Below are 26,121 nucleotides of genomic sequence, written 5' to 3' on the forward strand. Positions count from 1 at the left end.
GCTCCCGAACTTTGCAGCAGTGTTGTTACGTTTTTATGAATGTTGAATGGCAGGCAGCGTTTTTGTCCCCATTTATCGCCACAGCGGCCAATTTCGACGTTATTACCTCATAACACATGCAACTGACGCCGCCCTGGCCAATGGCGTCTGCAGCCGTGAGGTACCCCCGGCTGCAGACGCTACAACGCGGCGGTCAGAACTGCTCTTCCTCCAACGCCATGATGCTCGCGCTCCCGGCGCTGATCGCCGCCAGCAAGGCGTGCACGCGGGGCAGCAGTTGCTCGGCATAGAAACGTGCGCTGATGCCCTTGGCTTCAAGGAAGCTGGCGTCGCCCGTGCCGGCGGCCAGGCGCGCATGCGCCTGCACCGCCGAGCGCGCCATGAGCCAGCCGCCCGACAGGTAGCCGAACAGCATCAGGTAGTTAACGCTGACGCTGCCCGCCCAATCCCCATCGTGTTTGGCCTGGTCGAGTAACAGGGACAAGGCCTGGCGTCCGGCCCCGAGTGCGGCCTCCAGCGTCACCGCCTGGTACGCGAGGGCGTCGATGCGGTGCAGTTGCTCGACGGTTTCATGCATTTCATCCAGCAGGTTGTTCAACAGCTCGCCCTGGTTCAGCAGGGTCTTGCGCCCAACCAGGTCAAGCGCCTGGATACCGGTGGTGCCTTCATAAATGGTGAGGATACGGGCGTCACGATAATGCTGGGCCGCGCCGGTCTCTTCGATAAACCCCATGCCGCCGTGGATTTGCACGCCCAGGGAGGTGACCTCCTGGGCCAGCTCGGTCAGCCAGCCCTTGACGATCGGGGTCCACAGGTCGACCCGGCCCTGATGCTCGCGCGCAAGGTCTGCCGTGGCTGCGCACGCGGCACGGTCGACTTCCGCCGCGGCCACCAGGGCCAACGCGCGCATGGCTTCGATGGACGCTTTCATCTGCAACAACATCCGGCGCACATCCGGAAAGTGGATGATCGAGAAACGGCTGCCGTCCTTACGCGAGCCTTGCAGGCGGTCCTTGGCGTATTGACGCGCCTGCTGGTAGGCCCGTTCGGCAATCGCCAGCCCCTGCAACCCGACACTCTGGCGGGCGTGGTTCATCATGGTGAACATGCAGGCCAGGCCCGTGTGCGGTTCACCGAGCAAATAGCCGACGGCCCCTTCGGGGTCACCAAAGTTCATCACGCAGGTGGGGCTGCCATGAATGCCCAGTTTGTGTTCCAGGGAAATGCACTGCACATGATTGCGCGCACCTGGCCGGCCCTGGGCGTCGAGCAAGAACTTCGGCACCACGAACAATGAAAGGCCCTTGACGCCCACCGGAGCCTCTGGCAACCGCGCCAGCACCAGGTGCACGACGTTGTCGGTCATCTGGTGGTCGCCCCAGGTGATGAAGATCTTCTGGCCGCTGATCAGGTAATGATCGCCCTGGGGGACCGCCCGGCTCTTGATCGCGGCCAGGTCGGAGCCGGCATCCGGTTCGGTGAGGTTCATGGTGCCAGTCCATTCGCCACTGACCAGTTTGGGCAGGTAGTGCGCCTGCAGTTCGGCCGAGCCGTGATGGGCAATGGCCTCGATGGCGCCTTGGGTCAACATCGGGCACAGGGCGAACGCCATATTGGCGCTGTGCCAGATTTCATTGACGGCCGTGCCGATCACGTTGGGCAGGTTCTGCCCGCCATGCTGCTCCGCCGCCGTCAACGAGGGCCAGCCGCCCTCCTGGAACTGCCGATAGGCATCGGCAAACCCCGGCGTTTCCTGCACACCCTGCTCGCCCAACCGCGCCCCCTGGGTATCGCCGACCCGGTTGAGCGGTGCCAGCACGCCGGAACCCAAGCGGCCGGCCTCGCTCAAAATGGCCGAGACCAGCTCGTTATTGACATCCTGAAGCCCGGCGCTCGCGCATAACCGCTCAAACCCGACCAATTCCTCCAGCACGAATTCGGTATCGCGGTACGGATGGGCATAACCACTCATTGCTGCTTTCCTCGTTGACTCGTTAGACAGGCTGCTACCGCCTTCGCCGCTGGCGATTGACCCAGACGGCCATCGGCAAAAACCCAGGTGTACTGCGGAGCCCGCAGCACATAGCGCTATTGAGCGTTGAGCGAGTGCGCCCTGGCAATTACCAAATCCGTCGAAAAACTGACGTAAACGGACACTCTCACTGAAGGAGGAACACTGTAACGGTGGGGAGCGGGCTCATTCAGTTAAGGCTTGTTTGTAGGAGCGAGCTTGCTCGCGAAAAACGTCAACGATAACGCGTGCTTCCTGAATGAACGCGGCGCCTGTGAGTTCTTCGCGAGCAAGCTCGCTCCTACAAAAAAGCCCTGACTGAATGGCATTAGGGCTTGCCCTGGACGCGGTCGCGGTAACGGCCAGGGCTTTCACCGGTCCACTTCTTGAAGGCCCGATGAAACGCGCTGGGCTCCTGGAAACCACTGTGCGCGGCGATTTCACCAATGCTGGCCCGTGTCTGGCACAGCAGCTCCAGCGCCATGCTGCGCCGGACTTCATCCTTGATCTCCTGAAACGAACAGCCCTCGCGCTCCAGGCGTCGGCGCAAGGTACTGGGGCTCATGTGCAAGTCCACCGCCAAGTCCTCCAGGGCCGGCCATTGGCTGTAATGACTGCCACGCAGGCGCTGGTACACCTGGGTCGAGACGCCATGTGGGTTGCGAAAGCGGATCACCAGCCATTGCGGCGCGCTGCGCAGGAACACCTTGAGCGAAGCCAGGTCCTGGACCACGGCCAGGTGCAGGTAGCTGCTGGCAAATTCGATTTCGGTGCGCTCGGCGCCAAACGTCAGGTTGTAGCCCCACAGCAACAGGTCGTCGCTCTGGGGCGGACGGGCATGGCGGAAATCGGCGCGATCGATGGGCACGCGTCGGCCACCCAACCAGCACAGCAGGCTGATCATCAGCACCAGAAAGGTTTCTTCGCCATAACGACGGGTGTCGTCATCGCCGCCGCCGGCCTCCAGGCGCAGCACCGCGCGCTTGCCCTGCACGCTGAGGCTGCCGCGAAAATCGCGCAGGAACAGGGAGAAACTGGCCAGGCACTGGGTGAGTGCCTTGCCCAGGTTCGGTTCCTGGATCAGCCCCCGGCAGATCAGGGCGAAACTGCCCGGCGGCATGCCATGGGAGTCGAGCCGGAAGAACTCGTCGTTCAACTCGCGAATCTGGATCAGCCATAACGCCGCAAACGCACTGGCCGGCACCCGGGCCTCGGGCTGATTCAGCAGCGCCGGCGCAATGCCCGCTTCGGCCAGCACCGCGGCCTGCCGCTCAGGCTGGTCGCGCAGCGCATGGATCATGACCTGCACGAAGTAGACGGCAACCGAATCCTTTTCCCGCGTGGGCATCATTCTGGGGTCCTGTAGCGTGAACATGGTAAGAAACGCCAATACAACTGACAGGTTACGGCATAGGCCGCCACATTGTCGGGCCCTAGACTCTCGCCCAATGCTCCGTATTGCAAGGCGTGCCTGCCCTGCAAAGGCAGCGCACCTTGAGAAGAGAGACTGACGATGAATTTGCAGACTATCGGCATAATCGGCGCGGGCACCATGGGTAACGGCATCGCCCAGGTCTGCGCAGTGGCCGGCATTAACGTGACCTTGCTGGACATCTGCGCCGGTGCCCTGGAAAAAGCCCTGGCCACGGTGGGCAAGAACCTTGATCGCCAGGTCAGCAAGGGACTGCTCAGCGAGTCGCAGAAGCACGCCGCCCTGGACAAGATCCGCACCAGCACCGACTACACCAGCCTGGCGCCTGTGCAATGGGTGATCGAGGCCGCCACGGAAAACCTCGAGCTGAAACGACGCGTGTTGCAACAGATCGCCGCGCACGTCGATGAGCGGTGCGTGATTGCCTCCAATACCTCGTCGCTGTCCATCACCGAACTGGCAGCGAGCGTCAACGCCCCCGAGCGCTTTATCGGCCTGCATTTTTTCAACCCGGTACCGGTGATGGGCCTGATCGAAGTGATCCGGGGCCTGCAGACCAGTGACGCGACCCACGCCCAGGCCATCGAGCTGGCCCAGTACCTGGGCAAAACCGCGATCACCGCCGGCAATCGCCCAGGCTTTGTGGTCAACCGCATCCTGGTGCCGATGATCAACGAAGCGATCCTGGTGCTCCAGGAGGGCCTGGCCAGCGCCGAAGACATCGACGCCGGCATGTGCCTGGGCTGCAACCAGCCGATCGGCCCGCTGGCACTGGCCGACCTGATCGGCCTGGATACCTTGCTGGCGATCCTGGAGGCCTTCTACGACGGCTTCCAGGACAGCAAATACCGCAGCGCCCCGCTGCTGCGGGAGATGGTCGCCGCCGGTTACCTGGGGCGCAAGACCGGGCGCGGCTTCCATAGCTATGGCTGAATATCGCTCGCGCCTGTGCGAACACCGCAACAAGGCCCTGGAACTGCTGGCCAGCAAAGGCTTCGGTCAAGTCGGCATGCGCGAGCTGGCGAGCAGCCTGGGGCTCACCCCAGGCTCGCTGTATCACCACTATCCCAGCAAGCAGCATCTGCTGCTGGACCTGATCGAAGAGTTCTACGAAGAACTGCTGACCACCCTGGGGCGCGTCGAGCAGCGGCCACGCTCGCGCCAGGACAATCTGCAACGGCTGATCCACGCGCACCTGAGGCTGCATGAAGAGATGCCCTGGCATTTCCGCCTGGTGGAGCGTGACAGCGGTTGTCTCACGCAAGACCAGCAACTGCGGGTGCGGCAGTTGCGCGAACAATACGAACGCCGACTGTTGCAGATGCTCGGCCGGCCGCGGCGCCTGAGTGCCCAAGCCCTGCAAGCCGCTGGCCACGCCATCGCCACGCTGCTGAACAACGCGCCGAGCTGGCTGGCCGATCAGGCGCTGGATGAGGCGGAACGCACCGAACTGCTGGAGAACCTGCTCACCGGTGCCATCGAGCGCATGCTGGCGACAAGGCCCAGTGAGCGGCCGAGCCTGCAGGTTGCCGTGGCCTGAGCCGCCTCAGCGCAGGTGCAGGGGGTCGACCAGGCCGGCGGCAATCGCCATGCCCACCAGCTCCGGTAAATGACTGGCCGCCATGCGTTTCATCACCCGTGCGCGATACAGATCGATGGTCTTGACGCTGACACCCAACTGCTCGGCGATTTCCCGGTTGGTGTAGCCCTGCACCAGCGGGAGCAACACATCGCGCTCCCGTGGCGTCAGTTGTTGCAGGCGCGCCTGGACCCGCGCAGGCCCCTCGCCCAGGCTGTGGCGCTGATCGGCTTTGCTCAGGGCTTGCTGCACGCTGTCCAGCAGCAACTGTTCGTTGTAGGGCTTTTCGATAAAGTCATGGGCACCGGCCTTGAAGGCACGGACTACGATCGGCACGTCGGCGTGGCCACTGACGAAAATAACCGGCAGGTGCAAGTCTCGGCTGCGCATGTGCTCCTGGACATTCAGGCCGCCCATGCCGGGCATGCGCACATCCAGCAGCACGCAGGCATTGAGGCGGCTGTCGCAGGCCTCAAGAAAGTCGCGGCCACTGGTAAACGGCAGCGCCTTGAGGCCCACCGACTCCAGCAACCAGACGGTCGAGTCGAGCATCCCCTGGTCGTCATCCACCACATACACCACCTGTTCCGTCACGCTGACCATGCCTTCATTCCTGTTGTTGTTGTGTTGCACCGCCCTGGGCATGTGCCGGCAAGCGACAGCACATTTGCAGGCCTGCCGACATCGGCACAGCCTGCAACTCGCCACCGAAACCTTCGATGATGCTGCGACTCATGGACAAGCCCAGGCCCAGGCCATTGGCCTTGCTGGTGTAGAACGGGGTAAATATCTGCTCCAGTTGGGCCGGTGATACACCGGGGCCCTGGTCGCTGACGTCGATCTGCACCCAGCCGTCACGCTGCGCCACGGCGCCGATGACCAGGCGCGAGGGCCGGCCGGGATGGGCTTCGCGATTCGCCTCGATGGCATTGCGCAGCAGGTTCAACAGCACCTGCTCCAGCAGCACGCGGTCGGCGTAGATCAGCGGCAGATTATCCGGCAGGCGATCCTCGATCGTCACCTGGCAATCGCCGGCCTCCCAGGCGCACAGGCGTACCGCTTCGCGGGCCACCTCCCGGGGGTTCAACGCCTCCATGCGCCGTCGGCCCTTGCGCAGGAATGCGCGCAGGCGCTTGATCACTTGCGCGGCATGGTTGGCATGCACGGAGATCCGCTCCAGGCCCTGCGCCACCCGTTCGGCCGCCGGGGAGTCGCTGCCCAGGGCACTCAGGTAACGCTGGCTGGCGTTGGCGTAGTTCACCACGGCCGCCAGGGGCTGGTTCATTTCATGGGCAATGCCCGACGCCAGTTCCCCCAGGGTCACCAGGCGCGCGGTGTGGGCCAGTTCATCCTGGTGATGACGCTGTTGAGCCTCGCGCAACTCCCGTTCAGTGAGGTCGCGAACCACCAGGGAATAAAAACGCTCGCCGCTGGCAGAGCGATGCGCCAGCAACATCAGCACCACGGGCACCGTCACCGCCCCACCCAGCGGTTGCAGGCGCGTGTCGAGGCTCCAGCGGCCATGGCGTTCCGCATTACTCCAGCCTTCGCGGTGCAGGCAGGCCAGGACCTCGCTGCCGAGAAACTGCGCCAGGCTCGGCATCTGCGGCGATTCAAGCAACCCCAGGATGCGTCGAGCGGCAGGGTTGAGATAGGTCACGGCCCCGCCGGGCTGGATAAACAACACGGGGTCGGTGTGGGCCTCCACCACCTCGGCCAGGCGCCGGGTGGTTTCCTCGGCCTGGACCCTGGCCGTGATATCGCGGGACACGCTGACCACCTCCACCACCGCCCCCGTGTAGGTCTCGCGGATTGCCCGGCAGGCCGTCTCGAACCACAGGTAATGCCCCTGACGATGGCGGATGCGATAGGTCATCGTGTAGTAACCGTCCTGCTCCAGGCCCTCACGGGCGCGACGCGCCAGCTTGGCCAAGCCCTGGCGGTGAAACAGGCGTTGCGCCGGGCGCCCACGCAACTCCCCCGGCCAATACCCCAGCAAGGCCCAGGACGCCGGCGAGGCATCGAGAAAACAGCCGTCGGGCGTGTGCCGGGAAATCAGGTCGGTGGTGTTTTCGATGATCAGCCGGTACAAGCGCCTGGCCTTGACCGATTCGCGCTCGGCGGCAATCTGCGCACTGGCGTCCCGGCAACGGGCCAGTACGCGATTGCCCCCAGGGTCGGGAATAAAGGTCCACACCAGGATGCGGTCGGCGAACTGCGCCTCGACATTTTCGATCGCCCGCGCCTGCCCCAGGCACGCCTGGACGAGCGACACGTAATTGACCGGCAACAGGCTTTCGCACTCGGCCAGGGACAATTGCTCGAGCAATACCCGCAGCGCCGCATTGAGTTCCAGCGGCCGGGCCTGGGCGTCCAACAGGAGGCTCGGCTGCGGGTCATGATCGAGCAGCGGCGAGCAGCGCGGCACGCGCACAGAGTTGCCTATCATCATCGAACCTATGCAGAGGGAAAGCCGGTGAGCGAAATATAGTAGATATACTATACAACTCAGGTAGTACTTCCATATATCCGTGCGAACAGTATATAAAAGCGGCCGGAGAAGTCACCGCGCTTTTCCTGCTGGGGCCGGCTTGCCTACGCTAAAGCCTCAAGGCCAGCGTTGTCCGCCGAGCGGCCAGCACCAGCACCTCGACCAATAGAGCTAATAATCAGCCACCGGGTATTTGCACCATGTCCATTTACGAGCAAGGCCTCGCGCCGACCAGCGTCAATCACATCGCCCTCTCGCCGTTGAGTTTCATCGAACGCACCGCCAGCGTCTATCCCGACTACCCTGCCGTGATCCACGGATCGGTGCGCGCCACCTGGGCGCAAACCTATCGTCGCTGCCGACGCCTGGCGTCTGCCCTGGCTGGTCGCGGGATTGGCAAAAACGACACGGTGGCCGTCATGCTGCCCAATATCCCGGCCATGCTCGAAGCGCATTTCGGCGTGCCCATGATTGGCGCGGTCCTCAATGCACTCAATGTGCGCCTGGATGCCGAGGCTATCGCGTTCATGCTGGCCCACGGCGAAGCCAAGGTACTGATCGCCGACCGCGAGTTCCATGACGTGGTGCATGCCGCCATTGGCATGCTGGACCATCCGCCGCTGGTGATCGACGTCGACGACCCGGAATACGGCGAAGGCCAGCCGGTCAGCGAACTGGACTACGAGGCCTTCCTGGCCGAAGGCGATCCGGACTACGCCTGGCAGTGGCCGGAGGATGAATGGCAGGCCATTTCGCTGAACTACACCTCGGGGACCACCGGCAACCCCAAGGGCGTGGTCTATCACCACCGCGGCGCCTATCTCAACTCCCTGGGCAACCAGATGATCTGGGCGATCGGCAACCACCCCGTATACCTGTGGACCCTGCCGATGTTCCACTGCAACGGCTGGTGCTACCCGTGGATCATCACGGCCTTGGCCGGGGTGCATGTGTTCCTGCGCCGAGTCGATCCGCAGAAAATCCTCAATCTGATCCGCGAGCACCAGGTCACCCACTTGTGCGGTGCGCCGATTGTGCTCAACGCGCTGGTGAATATGCCGGACTCGGCCAAGGCCGCCATCGACCACCCGGTGAACGCCATGGTCGCCGGCGCCGCTCCACCGGCCAAGGTGATCGGTGCCGTGGAAGAAATGGGCATCAAGGTCATCCACGTCTATGGCCTGACCGAAGTCTATGGCCCGGTGACCCTCTGCGCCTGGCACGCCGAATGGGATGCCCTGCCCCTGGAAGAACGGGCGCAGATCAAGGCACGCCAAGGTGTGCGCTACCCGACCCTGGAAGGCGTGATGGTCGCCGACCCGAAAACCCTTGAACCCACGCCCCATGATGGCCAGACCATCGGTGAGATTTTCATGCGCGGCAATACCGTGATGAAGGGCTACCTGAAGAACCCGACCGCCACCGCCGAAGCGTTCGAAGGCGGCTGGTTCCACACCGGCGACCTGGCGGTGACCCACCCCGACGGCTATGTGGAAATCCGCGACCGGCTCAAGGACATCATCATTTCCGGCGGCGAGAATATCTCCACCATCGAACTCGAAGGTGTGCTGTACCGCCACCCGGCCGTCATGGAAGCAGCCGTCGTCGCCCGCCCCGATGAGAAATGGGGTGAAACGCCCTGTGCCTTCATCACCCTCAAGGCCGACCACCCCCACGTCCGCGAAGCCGAGATCATCAGTTTCTGCCGAGAACACCTGGCGGGCTTCAAGGTCCCGCGCACGGTGGTGTTCACGCAGTTGCCGAAGACCTCGACCGGCAAGATCCAGAAGTTCGTGTTAAGGGACATGGCGAAAAAGCTCTAGCCCGAACCCCAGACCACATTGTCGAAACGCGAGTCTTTGAGCCTGGGGCGCAGGGTGTCCTGCCGCCCCTCACACACGGACCGAAGCCTCAGCGACGCTGATGCGTCGACTGCAAAATCGCCGCCGCAATATGCTCAAGGGGCAGCTCACGCTCCACGGCCCCCAGCTTGAAGGCCTCCTTGGGCATGCCGTACACCACACAGGACTGTTCATCCTGGCCGAGGGTGCGGGCACCGTTGTCGTGCATTTCCTTCAAGCCGCGGGCGCCATCGTCCCCCATGCCCGTCATGATGATGCCCAGGGCGTTGCCTCCCGCACTGCGGGCAACCGAGCGAAACAGCACATCCACCGAAGGGCGATGCCGACTGACGGGAGGCCCGTCGACAATTTCTACCTGGTATTGGGCACCACTGCGCTTGAGCAACATGTGCCGGCCACCGGGTGCAATCAACGCACAACCGGGCATGACCCGGTCGCCATGCCTGGCTTCTCTGACCTCGATCTCGCACAGTCGGTTGAGGCGCTCGGCAAACGCCGCCGTGAAGTGTTCAGGCATGTGCTGCACGATCACAATGCCTGGGCAGACCCTGGGCAAGGCGGTCAACACCAGCTCCAACGCTTGCGTCCCTCCCGTGGACGTTCCGATGGCAACGATGTTTTCGGTGGTGCGCGCCATCGCCTGAGTGCTCCCAGGCAGTATGGCGTCGGCATTCAACCTGACGGGGACCCGCTCCCCGGACGGCACCATCCGCTTCATGTTGGCCCGGGCTGCGGCCTTGACAGCACCGGCCAGTTCATCGGCGCTGTCGGTCAGAAACTGGCGCAAATTGAGTTGTGGCTTGGTCACGATACTCACCGCGCCGGCAGCCAGTGCCTGCATGGTGGTGGCCGCGCCCTTCTCGGTCAATGTGGAGCAGATGACCACCGGCGTGGGGTGTTCGGCCATCAATTTCTTGAGGAACGTAATGCCGTCCATCCGTGGCATCTCGACGTCCAGCACAATGACATCCGGCCATTGCTTGTTCATTTTTTCCATGGCGAACACCGGGTCCGCGGCTGCGCCAATCACTTCAATAGCGGGGTCTTGTCCCAGGGTCGCCGTCAGTACCTGGCGAACCACGGCGGAGTCGTCAATGATCAGCACTTTGATAAGGCTCATGTCGTACGCTCTCCATGGGGTCTGCCGGGGGGTCGTTGCAGGGCCAGGTAGTTGAGTTCAATGTTGCCAGTGGCAAGATCGAGCACCACGGTGCGATACCCCACGCCTTCCACGTGGAAGTTGTGGCAAGGCAACTGGTGCAGGTCGAGCAGGCGCCTGGCTTGCTCGACATTGCGTTGCCCGACGTAGTGGTTATCCGCACGCGCAAGCCCGGGAAACATGTCCCCACCACCGTAGACATTGATCCTGAACTCGGCAGGCCGGACCTTGCTCGCGTGTATCCGTGCGAGCAACAATTCGAGTGCCTCATTGCCGTAGCGCCCGTCCAGCACACCAGGCTTGGCCACCGCGCGCTGCGGCAGCAGGTAGTGGCACATGCCGCCCAGCAAGTGCCGGGGATGCCAGAACACCAGGGCCACACACGACCCCAGCACGGTTCGTAGCCGAATCGAGCCAGCGCCGAAAAACCACTCGCCGGGATTCAGGAACACCTCGCGGGAATCAGGCATGTGGCCTCCGATAGATGGAAGGCTTGACCAGCCGCAGCTCATCGGTGATGCCATTGAGGCTCTCCGAGTGACTGACAATGAAATACCCACCCGGCTTGAGGTGGCTGACCAGCCGCTTGACGACCTGCACTTTGGTGTCGTTGTCAAAATAGATCATCACGTTGCGCAGGAAGATGACGTCAAACATCCCCAGTTTCGGCAACGGGTTATTCAAATTGATCGCCTGGAAGTCGATCCGCGACGCCAGCGCCGGTTCGACCATGAAACACCCGTGGTTGGTACCGACACCCTTGAGGCAATATTTATGCAGCAGTGCTTCGGGAATCCCGCGCGTCCCGTCCAGGGGGTAGCGCCCCAGACGGGCCTTGTCCAATACCCGGCTGCTGATGTCCGACGCGACAATTTCCCAGGGCCGACCGGCGAGGTTGTCCGCCAGGACCATCGCCAGCGTATAGGGCTCCTCCCCGGTCGAGCACGCGCCACTCCATACGCGCAACGGCCCGCTGCCGCGCAGTTCGGGCAGCGCCACATCGCGCAGGAAATCAAAATGCTTGGGCTCGCGGAAGAAATAGGTTTCGTTGGTGGTCAGCATGTCGATCGCCACCTGCAGTTCTGCACTGTCCTGCATCAGCACCTTGTAGTAAGCGCCGTAGTTCGTGAGCTTGAACACTTGCAGGCGCTTGGCCAGCCGAGCGCTCACTAACTGTTTCTTCGCATCGGACAGGCTGATGCCCGCGATCTGATGAATGAGATTGCGAAATTGCTGAAACTCGGCGTCGGACAGAATCACGTTCATAAGGACGTTTCCAAGAAAGAATCAGACGGTCGCAGGCAGCGAAGACTCAAGGTTCGCCAGTGCATCGACCTGCTCCAGGGACAGCACCCGACCGACATCCAGCAACAGCACGAAACCGCTCTCCAGCTTGCCGATGCCCAACAAGAAATCAGCCCTGACGTCGGTACCGAAGTTCAGCGAGGGTTCGATGTCCTGCCCGGCGATCTCGAGCACTTCGCTGACCGCATCCACAATGATGCCCACCGGCTTGCGCACGGCATTGGTCTGCACCTCCAGGATCACAAAGCAGGTCCTTGAGGTCTGTACGGTGCGTTCGCCGCGAAAGCGCACCCCCAGGTCCAGTATGGGTACCGCGGCGCCTCGTAGGTTGATCACCCCGCGAATGCTGGGGGGCAACAAGGGCACGCTGGTGATCGGCCCATACTCGATGATCTCTCGTACGTTGAGCGTGCCGACGGCGAACATCTCCTCCCCCAGCTCAAAGGTGAGGTACTGGCCTGGGCTCGAGGCCGTGGCATTGCCTGGATTTTCGATGGATAGCGCCATGATTCACCTCGGATCAGTTACTGTCCGCCTGCGCCTGGGGGCGCGGCCGTTCGCGTCACACTTTCATCAAGCCGGCCATCTCATCGACACACAAAACATGCTCAATTTGCAGCAGCGTGACAAAGTCGCCTCGCACCTTGGTCATCCCCCGGATGAAGTCGGTGCGAATGTGATTACCGAAGGCGGGGGCGGGCTTGATATCCGCATCGAGTATCTCGATCACTTCGCTGACCGAGTCCACCACCACCCCCAGGACCTGGGACTCGCCCTCCTTCGCCGCCTCCAGGATGACAATGCACGTGCGGCTGCCCAAGACCGTCGTCCCCTGGCCAAACCGGGCCTTGAGGTCCACCACCGGCACCACCGAACCGCGAAGGTTGATGACCCCGCGCAGGAACGCCGGCATCAACGGCACGCTGGTCACCTGGTTGTATTCGATGATTTCGCGAACACTCAGGGTGTTGACCGCATACATCTCCTGGGCCGCCAGGAAGGTCAGGTACTGCAAGGGTTCCTCGGCTTGCAGTGGTGGCTCGAAAGTGCCCGACATAACGGCTGAGGCACTCATGGGTCAACTCCCGAAGCGGACGAAACCACCGCTCTCTGAATGGCTGTCCTGATCATGGGTGAACGTCGCACGGCTGGTGGCGGGCATCGAGACCGTCCGCCCGGCGCGCTTGGTCTGTACGGTGAAAAAGCCCATCAGTTCCTGCAACTGCTCGGCCTGGCCGCTCATCTCCTCGGCCGTCGCAGCCAGTTCCTCGGAAGCCGACGCGTTTTGCTGGGTCAGTTGGCTCATCTGCGACATCGCGCTGTTGATTTGCTCGGAGCCGATGGATTGCTCTTCGGAGGCGGCTGCAATTTCCTGCACCAGGTCCGACGTCTTGGCGATCGACGGCACGATCTCGTCCAGCAGGTTGCCCGCGCGTTCAGCCAAGGCCACGCTGTTCTTGGCCACTTCACCGATTTCCTGCGCGGCAATCTGGCTGCGCTCGGCCAGTTTGCGCACTTCTGCCGCCACCACTGCGAACCCCTTGCCATGCTCGCCAGCACGCGCGGCTTCGATGGCGGCGTTGAGCGCCAACAGATTGGTCTGGTAGGCAATGGAATCGACGATGCCGATTTTCTCGGCGATGGTCTTCATCGCTGCCACGGTATCCTTGACGGCTCGACCGCCTTCGGACGCTTCCTTGTTGGCTTTGCCCGCCATGCCATCGGTCACCTTGGCATTCTCGGTGTTCTGGGCAATGGACGCCGACATTTGCTCCATCGATGCCGAGGTCTGTTCCACCGATGCGGCCTGTTCGGACGCCGATTGAGCCATGCTCTGGGCCGTCGCGGAGATCTCTTCCGAGGCACTGGACAGCGAGTCCGCCGAGCCGCGCACTTCGGCGATGATTTCCGAGAGTTTTTCCACGGTGCCGTTGACGGAGTGCTTGAGCTCCAGGAACTTGCCTTGATAGTCGCCGTTGATGCTACGGGTCAGGTCGCCGCCGGAAATCGCCGACAACACCTCCATGGCTTCGGTAATCGGCACAATGATCGCATCCAGCGAACCATTGATGCCGAGGATGATGCGGCGGAAGTCACCCTGATGCCGTGTCACGTCAGGGCGCGTGTCCAGCTTGCCGATCAGCGCGCTGTCACTGATCTGGCGGGTGTCTTCGATCAGTGCCTGGACGTTAGCCCGCAGTTGCTCGATGTTTTCGTTGATAAAGGCTTTTTTGCCTGGGAACCGCTCAAGCGGCGCCGACAGATCGCCTTCGCCGAACGAACGGATACAGGCCATGGCCTTTTTCTTCACGCTGATATGGCCGCTGACCATGTCATTGATACCCTGGCCGATATCACGGTACGAGCCCGAGAAGCGATCCACATCGATCATGACGTCGATGTCACCTTTTTCGTGCTCGCTGGACATGTGTTGCATTTCATTGATCAGCGCCAGGATAGTGGTGCGCAACAGCTCGATGTTTTCGTTGATAAAGGCTTTTTTGCCTGGGAAGCGCTCGAGGGGTGCCGACAGATCGCCTTCGCCGAACGAACGGATACAGGCCATGGCTTTTTTCTTGACCGCGATGTGGCCGTTGACCATATCGTTGATGCCCTGGGCCATGGAGCGATAACTGCCATGAAAGCGGCCAGCATCGATCTGCACGTCAATGTCACCCTTGTCGTGCTCACTGGACATACGGTCCATCTGCTCGATCAATTCATGCAGGCTCGCGCCCAACTGCTGCATGCTCGCCATCAGGCTGGTGGTGTCACCCTGGCGCAGCGTTGCCTTTGCCGTCAGCTCGCCGGCGGACAAACGTGCAGCGAAGGCTCGAACCACCGACGGCTCGGCACCGAGCTGGCGCATCAGGCTACGCCCCAGCAACCCACCGATCAGCAGGGTTGCCAACAGCGTCAGGCCACTCACCAACAGGATGATGTAGCGTGCATTCTTCTCGGTGGCGGTCGCGAGCAGTTGGCCCTTGCGCCCCAGTTCCAGGTTGTATTCGCGCAGGTCACTGACCGCCGTCAACACCGCGTTTTGCAAGGGCTGGCTCGCCTCGATCAAGGCGCGGGCCGAGGCTTGATCACCGCTGTCGATGAACTTGTCGAAATGCGCCTGCAAGCTGGCGAACTCCTCCAGGCGACCACGCAGTTGCTTCAACAGTGCGGTGTCATGGTCGTCGGAGATCAACTCGGTCTGATAGTGATCCAGGGCTTTGGCAATGGCACTGAAACGCTGGGCCACGCTCTCGGCGTAACTCGGCACGACATTTTTCTCGGGATCGTTCAAATGCTGCCATTGCAAGGCATGAAGGTCGGTGAAGGCCGCGGCGACACGGTCGATGTCCAGCAAGCTGGGGACCGTATTGGCATTGGCATAACTGGCGCTCGTATTGATTTTATCGGTCAGGTAAAAGCTGGTGCCGCCCAACACGACAACACCCAGTACGGCCGTGAAAACCAACAACATGATGTTTCTGATAACGGTCATGGCGAGGAACTCCTGGTGACGCTTCATTGAGTCGATAAAGGACTTGGGATCGAACGGTGGGTGGCGTCCTTGGCAACGAGTCCTAACAGATTGGGTATATCCAGAATCAGGGCGACGGCTCCACTGCCAAGGATCGTGAACCCGCCCAGTCCATGGGCCTCACCAAACACTTTGCCCAATGGTTTGATCACGGTCTGAAACTCCCCCTGCAAGCGATCGACCACCAGGCCGGCACGCAGGCCTGCGTATTGCACGACGACCACGTTTTCTCGGTTACCTCCAGGTTCTTGCACATCAAACATGTCCCGCAGGCGCAAGATCGGCAGCACATCGCCCCTGAGGTCCAGGTAGCCGGTGCCTGCCGATTGCTCCGGCGCCAGCTCGATGCACTCCTCGACCATGTTCAGCGGGATGACATAGGAAGCCTTGCCCACCCCGATCAGGAAACCGTCGATGATTGCCAGCGTCAGCGGCAGGCGAATGCGCACCGTGGTGCCCTGCCCTTCTTCGCTCTCGAGGCTCACGCTGCCGCGCAAAGCAGTGATATTGCGCTTCACCACGTCCATGCCCACGCCGCGCCCGGACAGGTTGCTGACCTGGTCGGCGGTGGAAAAGCCCGGCTCGAAAATCAGATTCAGAATGTCTTTGTCCGCGGGTTGCTGGCCTTCGCCCACCAGGCCACGCTCGCGGGCCTTGGCGAGGATTTTGTCCTTGGCCAGGCCACCGCCGTCGTCCGACACCTCGATCACGATGCTGCCGGATTCGTGATAGGCGTTCAGGCGCACCGTGCCCTGGGCCGGCTTGCCACGTTGCAGGCGCGTGGACGCGGGTTCGATGCCATGGTCCATGGCATTGCGCACCAGGTGCGTCAGCGGGTCGCCGATACGCTCGACAACCGTCTTGTCCAGCTCGGTCTCGCCACCGCCGATGTGCAGCACGATGTCCTTGCCCAGCTCTTTGGATACGTCCCGCACCACACGCTGGAAACGCGTGAACGTCGCGCCGATCTGCACCATGCGTAATGTCAATGCCGAGTCACGGACCTCCTCCACCAACCGCGACAACAGGCTGGTGGCCTCGATCATCTCGCCAATCCCGCTACGCACCGCCACCAGGTTGGCTCCGGCGCCGGCGATGATCAGCTCGCCGACCAGGTTGATCAGTTGATCCAGCTTGCCGGCATCGACCCGAATCAGGTTGCTTTCATGACTCGCTGCACTCTTGCCGGCCTTGATCACCGGCGTGTTCGAGTCCTGTGTTGCATCAGGCTCGTCGCGCGTCTCGGCCGCTGCGTGCTCGCCCTCCTGAGCGACGAGCACGGCCTGGGGCTCAGTCAAGGTGCCGCAACGCACCAGCAGCTCGAGCAACGCAGCGTTGTCTTCCGGCAATGCATCGATGTGCGCGCGGCAGGCTTGGACAGTGGCGTGGGGTGCGAGGATCTGCACGATCGCGTCGTCGCGCACAAAATCAAAGGCGCCGTCGATAACCTCACGGGAAGCGTCGCTGGCCAGCGCGAGTTCAAACCCCAGGTAGTTGGTTTCCGGGTCCATGGACGCCAGGGGCGGCAACGCGTCGAACAGGCTGACGGTATGCAGCAAGCGCCCCAACGTGCTCAGGTAGCGCAGGAACGCCAAGGGGTCCATGCCATTGCGCAGGACATCCGGGCCAAAGCGCAGGGACAAATGCCAGTGGCCAGGACTTGCCCCTTGCTCATCCGTCGACGACGGCTCCCCTTTAGGGGTGGGCGAAGCGGTCGCGACCGAGCCGTCCAGGTACAGGGCAAGCCGCTCACCCAGGCGTTGGCCCTGGACCTGCAACGGTTCGTCCAATCGATCGAGGTTGCCATCCTCGGCCAGCAGGTCGATCAATTGGCCGATATGGTCACGGGCGTCGAGGAACAACGCACTCAACGCCTCGTCGACCCGCACTTCCAGGCTGCGTACCCGATCCAGGACGCTTTCGGCGACATGGGTGAACTCAACGATGGGCATCAAGCCAAACAAGCCGGCCGAGCCTTTGATGGTGTGGGCGACGCGGAACAGGCCGTTGATGGTGTCCAGGTCCTGCGGCGACTTCTCGATCTGTAGCAGCGCATCTTCCATCTGCAACAGCAGTTCGCGACTCTCGGCAATGAAAGTCTGCAGCACGTCATCCATGTTCATGGGCTGGGCCATACGATCATGCTCCGACCGACAGGGGGAAAGAGGCATTGGTGAAGTAGTCGTCAAGGCCGCTGAGCCGTATCGCTTCGGTCACCGTCGGGCTGGGGTTGCTCAGCAACAACTGCGTGCCCTCTTTGAGCGACTCGCGCTTGATGAGGATCAACAGTTGCAAGCCGGCGCTGTCCAGTTCGTCGACATTGGACAAGTCCAACTCGACCTCATGGGCCAGGGGAAACAACGACAACAACACGTCTTTTTGTTCAGTCGCCGTGTAGATCGTCAGGGGGCCTTCCATGACCTGGATACGACGGAGCATCGGGGTGGGGCTTTTCATGGAGACCTCCTGGCCAGCAGTCGCTGGTCATCGCTATGGCAGGATCAACTTGGAGACGGCGGTAAGCATTTGTGCGGGCTGAAAGGGCTTGACCATCCACGCCTTGGCACCGGAAGCCTGGCCTTGCTGCTTCATCGCATCACCGGCCTCGGTGGTCAGCATGATGACCGGCGTGAACTTGTAGGCCGGCAGCAGCTTGGCGGCCTTGACGAAACTCAAGCCGTCCATGTTGGGCATGTTCACATCACTGACAATCAGGTGGATTTTGCGGCCGTCCAGCTTGCTCAGTGCGTCTTTGCCATCACAGCCTTCGATGACGTCATAACCGGCGCCTTTGAGCGTGATGCTCACCACCTGCCGGATGGAGGCCGAGTCGTCGACGATCAGAATGGTTTTGCTCATCGGAAAAACTCCTCTAGAAAAAGGTGATTTCGTTGGCCTCGGCCTTGGCGTGCGGCTGACCGTCATGAATGGCGTGCTGCTCCGGCATCGTGTAAGCCGTTGAAAGCTCTTGCAGCCAACGGTCACTGCGCATCGGAGGGAGCGCATGCCCACTCAGGCTCGACGCTTGGCGCTCGTCCAGTTGCTGCTGCAGCTTGCCCAGGTCGCCGGTAATCAGGGTCAACATCTGGCTGACGCGATCCTGGAACTGCAAGGCGACCAGCACCTGGGCAATCTCGTCGGCGACGCCGGTACTCTGCTGCTGCAAGTCATGGCTGTTGCGTACGAGGGTCTGGGCGGTAGCGCGAAAATGTTCGATGACCTGAGAGACCACGCGCTCCGAATCGGCGAGGGTCACGGTGTCTTGCTCGGCGTGGTGGCGGGACATCTGCACCGTACGGGCAATAGCAGCGTTGACGGTGATCACGGTTTCACTGATCTTGCGCCCGGTTTCGCCGGACATGCTCGACAACTTGCGCACCTCATCGGCGACTACCGCAAAACCTCGCCCGGCCTCACCGGCTCGCGCCGCTTCGATGGCCGCATTGAGGGCCAGCAGGTTGGTTTGACTGGCGATGTCACCGACGAACTTGGCCATCTGCTGAAGTTGCTCGGTGAAACCCGAGAGCTGCATGACTTCCTTGAGTTCGCTCTCTTTATTCGACAGCGCGGTGCGCAGGGCCACCACGATGGAGTTGAGGTCCTGCTGGCCGACTTCCAGCAAGTCGACCAATTGTTGGGAGGCGTCTTGCCCGCCATTGCTGGCCACGCTGTGGCTGATGTTCGAGGACAGCGTGCCGAAACGTTCGCTGAGCTTGAGGATGGAGGTTTCGCTGATGGCTCGAGCCGCTTCTATCTGCCGCGACCAGATCGGAAGCACGCTCAGGCACACGTCTGCCAGGCCGTTATCGACGGCCAACGCCGCCGAGGCCACTGCCGGCTGATCGAGCTGCTGGCGCAGGCGGGCCCACTGGACCTGGTAGCCCCGGTTCGCCCAAAAGCCCAGGCCGATGCACAGCGCCAACAACAGACTCGCCACGCCCACTGACCACGCACTGAAGCCATTGCTGTAGGCAACTGCCAGGCCACCGAGCAGACCGGCCAAAGCCACGGGAAACAGCGTCAAAGCGGTCGAAGGCGGGGTGGTCTGTTCGCTCACGGTCTGTCTCCCATTCAAAGCATCTCGTCGCCGGTTGATCGGCTGTTCGATTGCCTGAGACAGATGCTGGCCCAATAATGGCACTGCTGCCATCGGACCATCCCTATTCTGGGGTAGGGATACCGGGAGTCCGGGTAGGAAAATCCCTACCCGCGGGGGTTGATCACGAAATACCCAAGGTCATGGCGAAGCGCACAATGTCTGCGGTGGAGCTGAAACCCATCTTTTCCATGAGCCGCGTCTTGTGGGTGCTGACGGTCTTGTTGCTGATGACCAACTGCTCGGCAATCTGGTTGACGCTCATGCCATGCGCCAGCAAGCGCAGGATCTGGAACTCGCGATCGGACAGGCTTTCCACGTAGGTGTGTTGCTTCAAGCCACTGCTCTGCAGGGCAATCTGCTCGGCCAGGTTGGGGTCCAGGTAGCGTTGACCACTGGCCACGCGACGCATGGCAGCCAACAGCGTCTCGGGGTCGCGGTCCTTGGTGAGGTAGCCGAGCGCACCGGCGCGCAGTGCGCGTTGCGCGATGTGAATCTCGTTATGCATGCTCAACACCAGGATCGGCAGATCCGGGTACTGGGTATGCAGCCGGGCAATCAGGATCTCGCCACTGATACCCGGCATGTTCATGTCGAGCAGCAGCAGGTCGATCTCGACCTGGCGCAACAGCTCGATCACTTGGGTACCACTCTCGGCTTCGGCCACCACCTGGACGTCGGCGACCAGCATGAACAACTGCTTGAGCCCTTCGCGCATGATGGTGTGGTCATCGGCAATCAGCATGCGAATCATCAGTACGTATCCTTGTGCATCGGAATGAACGCTTGCACCGTAGTGCCGTGTCCGGGATGGCTGAAAATAATCACTTTGCCGCCCAGCATCAGGCCACGCTCACGCATCCCGGCCAACCCTAAGGTCTTGCGGCCAACGGCATCCGGGTCAAACCCCTTGCCGTTATCCTGGACCTCCAGCAGCCAGTGAGTTTCCTGCGGGCTCAGGGTGACGCTGACCTGTGTCGCTTCGGCGTAGCGAGCGATATTGGTCAACGATTCCTGCACGATGCGAAACGCTGCGGTGATATGGGTATCGGGGAGCGTCAGGGGAATCGAAGGCAGGTGCAACGTGCAAGGAACCCGGGTCAGGGTGACAAACTCGGTTGTCAGCCATTCCAGGCCGGAGACCAGCCCCAGGTTCAGCGCAGACGGTCGCAGGCTGGTGGAGACATCCCGTACGACCTGGATGGTCTTATCGGTCAGTACCATCAGCCGTTCGACCTGCGGGGTAAGTTCGGGCGTGCTGGCACCGAACTGAAACCTCAACAGCGATATGCCCATGCGCAGTGCGGTCAGGTGCTGGCCCAGTTCGTCATGGATTTCCCTGGCGATCAGTTTGCGCTCCTCTTCACGCGCCGTTTCGCGGCGGGTCGACAGATCACGCAACTGTGCATTCGAATTGGCCAGCCGCCGCTCGGCAGCACGCAGCTTGGAAATGTCGCGCCCCACCGCCAGCACGCTGACTACCCGCTGGCCGTCGACCTCCGGCACAAAGTGGATCAGCACGACTTTGGGCGCGGCCTTCAACCCCGAGAGGAGAAACTCCTGCTCCGTCGCTTTATTCTGCTGGATCACCTGAGCCACCAATTCGCGAAACAGCTGAGCCTGGTTGTTCAGGGGGGCCACCGCATCCATGGGCATTCCGATCAGTTCCGGCCACGCCCCGCCCACCCATTTTTTCAGCTGCGCATTGACGTACAGCACTTGGCCATGCGCACTCACGCGCACGATAGCGTCCGGGCTGTTTTCAACCAGGGCGTTGATGTCGTGCTGGCGTTCGAGTTCTTTCTGCCGAGCCCTGGCCAACAGGGTAATGTCGCGACTGATCACCAGGATCCGCGGAGCCACCCGGGCCGAGTCCGCTACCGGCACCAGGGTCAAGTGCAGTTGACGAACTTCGTCACGCAGCACCATGCCCTCATCCGACTCGATCACGCGTCCGACGACCGTGCATTGCTCACAAAGCGCCTGGATTTTTTGCGCGCTCAACCGACCAAAGATCGACGCCAGGCTCTCATCGATCACCTCGCCATGCGCTTTGCCCAGCGCGCGCAACAACGCAGGGTTGACCTCGACGCAACGCAGGTCACCGACCGAGGTCATTTCCAGCAGGCACAGCATGTCCAGGGTGTGGTCGAAAATGTCCCGGTAACGACGCTCGCGCTCCCGGAGTAACGACTCCGACTGCCAGCGTTCGATGGCGATCGCCGCGATGTGACACGTCTGGCGTACGCGCAGGATATCGCTCTCATCCGGCTCGTCGCCGGGAGACAGGGACAACTCGAAAATGCCCAGGACGCGCCCTTGTTTGTCGACGATCGGTTCGGACCAGCCAGCAGCAGGACTGGATGCCGCCAGTCCAGCAGAGGCCTTGTACGTCGCCAGTCCGATGCCGAGCGGCTCTGCCAGCCGTACCCCGCAGGACCGATGGGGCAAGGCCATTTGCAAATAGCCCACCAGCAACGCCAGCGTCTCCTCCAGAGCCCCGCCGGTCGCCATTTTTTCGAAAATCCCCAGGCGCGCGTCTTCCAGGACCTGTTGCTTGCGCAGCTCGGTAATGTCGTGGGCCAGCGCCAGCACGCCGATCACCTCACCGGTATGACTGCGCTCGGCCATCAGGCTGACCGCACAACTGACATACTCGGTACTGCCCTCGAAGGTCCAGCTGTCGAGGAATTGCGCCGTTTCCCCCGTCGCAACCACATGACGCAGCTGGTTGAGATAGTGACCTGCGCCCTCGCCAGGGCTGACGCCTATCGACTCGTCATAAGACCGGCCGGTCAAGAGCAGAAAGGTCGGGTTGACGTAAGTGCGTAACAGATTGCGGTCGTAGCGAACAATGATGTTGGGTGAGTTTTCCGCGAGGGTGAGAAATTTGAGTTCGCTGCCCATCAAGGTTTCGCGAAGCTGCCAATTCTCGGTGATGTCCTCCAGTTGGGACACGAAGCAGACCGGCTGGCCTTGATCATCCCGTACCAGGCCCACGGTCAACCTGACCCACACCACGCGCCCGTCGCGATGGATATAGCGTTTATGCAACGTAGCGCCTGGCCTTGCACCGCGCTTGAGTTCGTCGATCAACTGCTTGCCGACCTCGCGGTCCTCGGGGTGGGTCAGCGCCATGAACGTGGTGGCTTGCAGTTGCGCCTCGCTATAGCCCAGCAGCGTGCAGATGACGCCATTGGCCCGTAGCCAACGACCGTCCAGCGCCACCAGCGCCAGGCCGGTACCCGAGGAATCGAAAATGGACCTGAGCGGAATGTCCGAGAAGCTTTCGGTACTCGATTGCAGGGGCGATGGCGCCTGGCGGGCAATGACCTCGACAATAAAATAATCGTCGCGCCATACCGTGAGCGAGATGTCCAACCCGCACGACACCCGGCTCAACGCCGCGAAAACCGCGCGCGTTTTCCCCGCCGCCTTTTCCAGGGCAGCGTAAAACAACCCATGGTCTTCGGACTGCAGGAGGGAGATAAATTCGCAGCCCGTGGCGGGGCGAACGCCGTTCTGGATTTGCAGATGTGAGAACGCGGGATTGCCTGCGACCACCCGAGCAGCTCGATCCAGCGCGACCACAGCACCTGACAGGCAGGCGAGCACGCTCTCGAGGGTTTGCAGCATTTCATCGTCAGCCACTGCAGCTCCTTTGCCCGTCCTTCGCGAATGATTCTTCCCTGTGCTTCCTGCGGTAAAACACTCAGCAATGACTGGATGGACTATCACGCCACCGACTTGCCTGGCCTACACCGACCAGTCGGCCTACCGCAGGCTGGAGCATTTGTGTGGTGACGCCTGGAGCTTTTCCGAAATACTTTGTAATCCTTATCTGAAGGGTAGCTCAAGATCAAAAATAACGACAGGGGGCTACCCGTGGTACGCGTTGATAACCATTGGCAGCCCCCCTGTTTCGCCCCTGATTACAGCGCTGAAGCGGGCCGCCGGCAGGCATTGAACGGCGGGATTCGCCCGCGCCAGGGTTGGGCGCGCTCCAACTGCGCGGCGAGTGCGAACAGGGTACTTTCCTCGCCAAAACGACCGGCGAAGTGCGCGCCCATCGGCAAGCCCGCAGCGCTCCAGTACAGCGGCACCGACATCGCCGGTTGCCCGCTGGCGTTGAACACCGCCGTGAACGGCGAATAACTGTGGAAACGCTCAACCAACGCCTCCAGGCTCAAGCGATCGTCTTGCAGGTCCAGCTCACCTATCCGTACCGGTTCACGCGCTAACGTTGGCGTGAGTATCACGTCGTAGTCCTGCATGAACATCGCCAATTGGCGGCCCAAGGCATGTATCCACTCCACCGCCCCGGCGTACTGCGCACCGCTGACGTCGCCCTTGGTGCGCAGAATGATCCGGGTGCGCGCCTCCAGTTCCTCAGGCCGTACCGCGCATCCGCGCATCTGGCCCAACACCTCGACGTAATGCCGGGTACCTGCACCAATGATGGTGAAGACCTTATCGAGAAACTCCGGCAGCACCACCGGCAACGTGGCCGGCTCAACACGATGGCCCAAGGCTTGGCACACACTGGCAGCCTGGCGCACGGCGTCCACAGACTCATCGGAGGTCGGCCAGGGCCCCAGTTGCTCGACCAACGCAATCCGCAGCGGTCGAGGGTCACGTTGCACTGCGCAAACATAGGGCTGTGCCGACAGGGGGGCCGCGTAAGGGGCGCCCAGGTCGATCCCGGCCGTGGCATCCAGCAACGCGGCGCTGTCACGGACCGACAGGGTAATCCCATGGGGGGTGCCCATGCCGGCCCAGCCCTCGCCAATCATCGGCCCCGACGGCAGCAGGCCACGGCTCGGTTTAAAACCAAAGACACCGCAACATGACGCAGGGACGCGCAAGGAGCCGCCACCATCGTTGCCATGGGCAAAGGGGACGACACGGGCAGCAACCAGGGCCGCCGCGCCGCCGCTGGAACCGCCCGCGCTATGCTCGAGGTTCCAGGGGTTGCGCGTCGCGCCAAAGCGAGTGGACTCGGTGGAGTAGGACGTGCCGAATTCGGGAGAGGTGCTGGTGCCGAGAATCAAACAACCGGTGCCGCGCAAACGGGTGACTATTTCGGCTTCAACGTCTGCGCGAGCGCCTCCCAACGCCAGCGAGCCATTGGTCATCGCGGCCCCCTTGACCGGCGAAAACAGGTCCTTGACCAGGGTCGGCACCCCGGCAAACACACCGTGAGCGGGTCGCGACGCGCGTGCCGCCTGCCGTGCCGAATCGTAGAGCCGCTCGGCCACCGCATTCAGCTGCGGTTCGATCCGTTCGATACGCTCAATCACCGCTTCCAGCAGCTCGCCGGGCTGCACCTCACCACGCCTGACCCACTCGGCCAAACCGGTGGCGTCCTCGCTGTCCAGCAGGTTGTGGATGTCCATGTTCATCTCCTATTGATTATGAATGACTTGATCTGAATGCCTGGGTGAGCGCTTTGCGCCGCGCTTGCAGGCCTGCCAGGGCCCATGCCAGGGCCGAGGCGAAGCTGGCGCAGGCCAGCCACAGGATTGAACGACGTACGTCACCCGAGTAAACGCTGAGCAAGGCCACCACCAGCGGGCTGACAAATTGACCGAAATACAGAAAAGCCGTGAACCCGCCCAAACCGCGCCCGCGGGTTTTCGCACTCAGGGCATTCATCACCGGCGCCATCGCGTTAGGCACCAGGAGCCCGGCGCCCAGGCCGTGGATCAGCACTGCCAGCAACACCATGGTGTAGCTCGGCGCTCGCACCAGCAGCCACAACCCCAAGCCCAACAGGCTCAGCAACAGCGCATTGCAGCCGGGGATACCGATGCACCGACGCAGCAGCGGCCAGGCTAACGAACCGCCCAGGGTCGCCAGCAGGCTGCCCCCCGCCGACAGCCCGATCATCGTGCTTGAGGTAACGCCGAGGCTGACGAGTAAAACCGGCGCCTGGATCGGCACGATAAAGCTCAGGACCATCCCGCTGAGGATCAGCAGATAACCGAGCACCAGGGGCAGCACGGCCACCCTGCCCTGTTCAGCCACCTCGACGGGTCGGCGGGCGACCGCGGGTTCCCACAGCACCTTGATCATCATCGGCACCAACAACAGTGGCAGCAGGTACAACAGGAATGGCAGGCGCCAGGAGTGTTCGCCCAATACGCCGCCCACCACATAGAACAGCGAGCCGACCAGACCGATGGTGACCACTTGCCGATTGATGTAGCGCAGCCGCTCCTCGCCGTGCCAATAGTCGGCAATCAGCGTGGCGCAACAGGTCATCACCACCGCCTCCGCCGCGCCGAACAGCAGGCGTACACCGACGATGGAGGGCAAGTTATCCAGCAGGGCCGGGATGGCTCCGAGCACGGCATATAACAGGGTGGCGATCACCAGCAACGCCTTGCGCCCGACCCGGTCGGCCAACCAGCCGGCCAGGGGCGCGCACAGCACAATCGCCAGTGCCGGCCCGGTGACCGCCAACGGCACCAACAAGTCGGCACGCGGTTCCAGCGGGCCGAACTCGGCACCGAGCTTGGGCAGGATCGGCGCCACCATGGCCGCGCCCATGATGGTCAGGCTGCTGCCCAGCATCAGCACCAGCCCTTCACGGCGCCCGGTGGCTTGCCGTGGTGCGGGAAAATCGGAATGTGATGAGTTCATGGCCAG

At 62.1% G+C, this 26,121-nt stretch carries 20 protein-coding genes and 2 pseudogenes; 3 read left to right on the forward strand and 19 right to left on the reverse strand.

All coding sequences use genetic code 11. The features are described from left to right. Nucleotides 1–193: 193 nt before the first annotated feature. The gene (locus P2T68_RS23605) at nucleotides 194–1,972 is read right to left on the reverse strand and encodes an acyl-CoA dehydrogenase (RefSeq protein WP_069075676.1); all 1,779 of its coding nucleotides are present in this window, start codon (nucleotides 1,970–1,972) and stop codon (nucleotides 194–196) included. A gap of 367 nt (nucleotides 1,973–2,339) precedes the next feature. Further along, nucleotides 2,340–3,362 carry an AraC family transcriptional regulator gene (locus tag P2T68_RS23610; RefSeq protein ID WP_024074652.1) on the reverse strand — a complete coding sequence of 341 codons (1,023 nt, stop codon included), beginning with the start codon at nucleotides 3,360–3,362 and terminating at the stop codon, nucleotides 2,340–2,342. A 162-nt stretch (nucleotides 3,363–3,524) separates the two neighbouring features. Here P2T68_RS23610 and P2T68_RS23615 point away from each other — a divergent pair, with 162 nt between their 5' ends. Then, on the forward strand, nucleotides 3,525–4,376 hold the full coding sequence (locus P2T68_RS23615; RefSeq protein ID WP_024074651.1) for a 3-hydroxybutyryl-CoA dehydrogenase: 852 nt from the start codon (nucleotides 3,525–3,527) through the stop codon (nucleotides 4,374–4,376). Beyond that, nucleotides 4,369–4,983 carry a TetR/AcrR family transcriptional regulator gene (locus P2T68_RS23620; RefSeq protein ID WP_024074650.1) on the forward strand — a complete coding sequence of 205 codons (615 nt, stop codon included), beginning with the start codon at nucleotides 4,369–4,371 and terminating at the stop codon, nucleotides 4,981–4,983. The genes P2T68_RS23615 and P2T68_RS23620 overlap by 8 nt, the downstream gene beginning before the upstream one ends. Nucleotides 4,984–4,989: 6 nt before the next feature. On the opposite strand, the gene P2T68_RS23625 is transcribed toward P2T68_RS23620, so the two are convergent. Beyond that, complete coding sequence (locus P2T68_RS23625) at nucleotides 4,990–5,625, reverse strand: response regulator transcription factor (protein WP_150293575.1); 636 nt, start codon at nucleotides 5,623–5,625, stop codon at nucleotides 4,990–4,992. A gap of 4 nt (nucleotides 5,626–5,629) precedes the next feature. Beyond that, the gene (locus P2T68_RS23630) at nucleotides 5,630–7,474 is read right to left on the reverse strand and encodes a PAS domain S-box protein (protein WP_277378366.1); all 1,845 of its coding nucleotides are present in this window, start codon (nucleotides 7,472–7,474) and stop codon (nucleotides 5,630–5,632) included. A 239-nt stretch (nucleotides 7,475–7,713) separates the two neighbouring features. Between P2T68_RS23630 and P2T68_RS23635 the strand changes: the two genes are divergently transcribed. Next, complete coding sequence (locus P2T68_RS23635; protein WP_024074647.1) at nucleotides 7,714–9,336, forward strand: acyl-CoA synthetase; 1,623 nt, start codon at nucleotides 7,714–7,716, stop codon at nucleotides 9,334–9,336. 88 nt (nucleotides 9,337–9,424) lie between these two features. Here P2T68_RS23635 and P2T68_RS23640 read toward each other — a convergent pair whose 3' ends face one another. The 15 genes and pseudogenes from P2T68_RS23640 to P2T68_RS23710 form a co-directional block, all read right to left on the reverse strand. Beyond that, nucleotides 9,425–10,495 (reverse strand): chemotaxis response regulator protein-glutamate methylesterase, encoded by a 1,071-nt coding sequence (locus P2T68_RS23640; RefSeq protein ID WP_024074646.1) that lies wholly within the window; start codon nucleotides 10,493–10,495, stop codon nucleotides 9,425–9,427. Then, a complete protein-coding gene (locus P2T68_RS23645; RefSeq protein WP_024074645.1) occupies nucleotides 10,492–11,004 on the reverse strand; it encodes a chemotaxis protein CheD in 513 nt (170 codons plus the stop codon). Before P2T68_RS23645 ends, P2T68_RS23640 begins: the two co-directional genes overlap by 4 nt. Then, nucleotides 10,997–11,800, reverse strand: coding sequence for a protein-glutamate O-methyltransferase CheR (locus tag P2T68_RS23650; protein ID WP_024074644.1), 804 nt, complete (start codon nucleotides 11,798–11,800; stop codon nucleotides 10,997–10,999). Before P2T68_RS23650 ends, P2T68_RS23645 begins: the two co-directional genes overlap by 8 nt. A 21-nt stretch (nucleotides 11,801–11,821) precedes the next feature. Further along, entirely contained in the window at nucleotides 11,822–12,346 is a 525-nt protein-coding gene (locus tag P2T68_RS23655) for a chemotaxis protein CheW (protein WP_069075672.1), read from the reverse strand. A 55-nt stretch (nucleotides 12,347–12,401) separates the two neighbouring features. Next, nucleotides 12,402–12,914 (reverse strand): chemotaxis protein CheW, encoded by a 513-nt coding sequence (locus P2T68_RS23660; RefSeq protein ID WP_193690450.1) that lies wholly within the window; start codon nucleotides 12,912–12,914, stop codon nucleotides 12,402–12,404. Between the two features lie 123 nt (nucleotides 12,915–13,037). Then, nucleotides 13,038–13,952 (reverse strand): annotated as a pseudogene (locus tag P2T68_RS23665) (methyl-accepting chemotaxis protein); the annotation flags it as partial. An 87-nt stretch (nucleotides 13,953–14,039) separates the two neighbouring features. Beyond that, a pseudogene (locus P2T68_RS23670) lies at nucleotides 14,040–15,362 on the reverse strand (MCP four helix bundle domain-containing protein); the annotation flags it as partial. After that, the gene (locus P2T68_RS23675) at nucleotides 15,359–17,509 is read right to left on the reverse strand and encodes a chemotaxis protein CheA (protein ID WP_277378368.1); all 2,151 of its coding nucleotides are present in this window, start codon (nucleotides 17,507–17,509) and stop codon (nucleotides 15,359–15,361) included. The pseudogene P2T68_RS23670 and the gene P2T68_RS23675, both read right to left, overlap by 4 nt. A gap of 4 nt (nucleotides 17,510–17,513) precedes the next feature. Continuing rightward, nucleotides 17,514–17,831, reverse strand: a complete 318-nt coding sequence (locus P2T68_RS23680) for an STAS domain-containing protein (RefSeq protein WP_102624675.1) — start codon at nucleotides 17,829–17,831, stop codon at nucleotides 17,514–17,516. A 33-nt stretch (nucleotides 17,832–17,864) separates the two neighbouring features. After that, the gene (locus P2T68_RS23685) at nucleotides 17,865–18,233 is read right to left on the reverse strand and encodes a response regulator (RefSeq protein ID WP_024074638.1); all 369 of its coding nucleotides are present in this window, start codon (nucleotides 18,231–18,233) and stop codon (nucleotides 17,865–17,867) included. A gap of 13 nt (nucleotides 18,234–18,246) precedes the next feature. After that, entirely contained in the window at nucleotides 18,247–19,431 is a 1,185-nt protein-coding gene (locus P2T68_RS23690) for a methyl-accepting chemotaxis protein (RefSeq protein WP_277378369.1), read from the reverse strand. Nucleotides 19,432–19,594: 163 nt separating this feature from the next. Then, nucleotides 19,595–20,224: a response regulator transcription factor gene (locus P2T68_RS23695; protein WP_024074636.1), complete on the reverse strand. Its 630-nt coding sequence runs from the start codon at nucleotides 20,222–20,224 to the stop codon at nucleotides 19,595–19,597. Beyond that, nucleotides 20,224–23,121, reverse strand: coding sequence for a PAS domain S-box protein (locus tag P2T68_RS23700; RefSeq protein ID WP_277378370.1), 2,898 nt, complete (start codon nucleotides 23,119–23,121; stop codon nucleotides 20,224–20,226). The genes P2T68_RS23695 and P2T68_RS23700 overlap by 1 nt, the downstream gene beginning before the upstream one ends. Nucleotides 23,122–23,402: 281 nt before the next feature. Next, nucleotides 23,403–24,872: an amidase family protein gene (locus tag P2T68_RS23705; protein WP_172831343.1), complete on the reverse strand. Its 1,470-nt coding sequence runs from the start codon at nucleotides 24,870–24,872 to the stop codon at nucleotides 23,403–23,405. A gap of 10 nt (nucleotides 24,873–24,882) precedes the next feature. Next, entirely contained in the window at nucleotides 24,883–26,115 is a 1,233-nt protein-coding gene (locus tag P2T68_RS23710; RefSeq protein ID WP_277378373.1) for an MFS transporter, read from the reverse strand. Nucleotides 26,116–26,121: the final 6 nt, after the last annotated feature.

The sequence above is a fragment of the Pseudomonas sp. G11 genome (assembly GCF_029457515.1).
Classification (GTDB): Bacteria; Pseudomonadota; Gammaproteobacteria; order Pseudomonadales; family Pseudomonadaceae; genus Aquipseudomonas; species Aquipseudomonas gorinensis.

Bases quoted from the DNA above. Each gene is read 5' to 3' on its own strand.
- P2T68_RS23605 (WP_069075676.1), bottom strand. From the start codon at position 1,972: ATGAGTGGTTATGCCCATCCGTACCGCGATACCGAATTCGTGCTGGAG.
- P2T68_RS23610 (WP_024074652.1), bottom strand. From the start codon at position 3,362: ATGATGCCCACGCGGGAAAAGGATTCGGTTGCCGTCTACTTCGTGCAG.
- P2T68_RS23615 (WP_024074651.1), top strand. From the start codon at position 3,525: ATGAATTTGCAGACTATCGGCATAATCGGCGCGGGCACCATGGGTAAC.
- P2T68_RS23620 (WP_024074650.1), top strand. From the start codon at position 4,369: ATGGCTGAATATCGCTCGCGCCTGTGCGAACACCGCAACAAGGCCCTG.
- P2T68_RS23625 (WP_150293575.1), bottom strand. From the start codon at position 5,625: ATGGTCAGCGTGACGGAACAGGTGGTGTATGTGGTGGATGACGACCAG.
- P2T68_RS23630 (WP_277378366.1), bottom strand. From the start codon at position 7,474: ATGATGATAGGCAACTCTGTGCGCGTGCCGCGCTGCTCGCCGCTGCTC.
- P2T68_RS23635 (WP_024074647.1), top strand. From the start codon at position 7,714: ATGTCCATTTACGAGCAAGGCCTCGCGCCGACCAGCGTCAATCACATC.
- P2T68_RS23640 (WP_024074646.1), bottom strand. From the start codon at position 10,495: ATGAGCCTTATCAAAGTGCTGATCATTGACGACTCCGCCGTGGTTCGC.
- P2T68_RS23645 (WP_024074645.1), bottom strand. From the start codon at position 11,004: ATGCCTGATTCCCGCGAGGTGTTCCTGAATCCCGGCGAGTGGTTTTTC.
- P2T68_RS23650 (WP_024074644.1), bottom strand. From the start codon at position 11,800: ATGAACGTGATTCTGTCCGACGCCGAGTTTCAGCAATTTCGCAATCTC.
- P2T68_RS23655 (WP_069075672.1), bottom strand. From the start codon at position 12,346: ATGGCGCTATCCATCGAAAATCCAGGCAATGCCACGGCCTCGAGCCCA.
- P2T68_RS23660 (WP_193690450.1), bottom strand. From the start codon at position 12,914: ATGAGTGCCTCAGCCGTTATGTCGGGCACTTTCGAGCCACCACTGCAA.
- P2T68_RS23675 (WP_277378368.1), bottom strand. From the start codon at position 17,509: ATGGCCCAGCCCATGAACATGGATGACGTGCTGCAGACTTTCATTGCC.
- P2T68_RS23680 (WP_102624675.1), bottom strand. From the start codon at position 17,831: ATGAAAAGCCCCACCCCGATGCTCCGTCGTATCCAGGTCATGGAAGGC.
- P2T68_RS23685 (WP_024074638.1), bottom strand. From the start codon at position 18,233: ATGAGCAAAACCATTCTGATCGTCGACGACTCGGCCTCCATCCGGCAG.
- P2T68_RS23695 (WP_024074636.1), bottom strand. From the start codon at position 20,224: ATGATTCGCATGCTGATTGCCGATGACCACACCATCATGCGCGAAGGG.
- P2T68_RS23705 (WP_172831343.1), bottom strand. From the start codon at position 24,872: ATGAACATGGACATCCACAACCTGCTGGACAGCGAGGACGCCACCGGT.
- P2T68_RS23710 (WP_277378373.1), bottom strand. From the start codon at position 26,115: ATGAACTCATCACATTCCGATTTTCCCGCACCACGGCAAGCCACCGGG.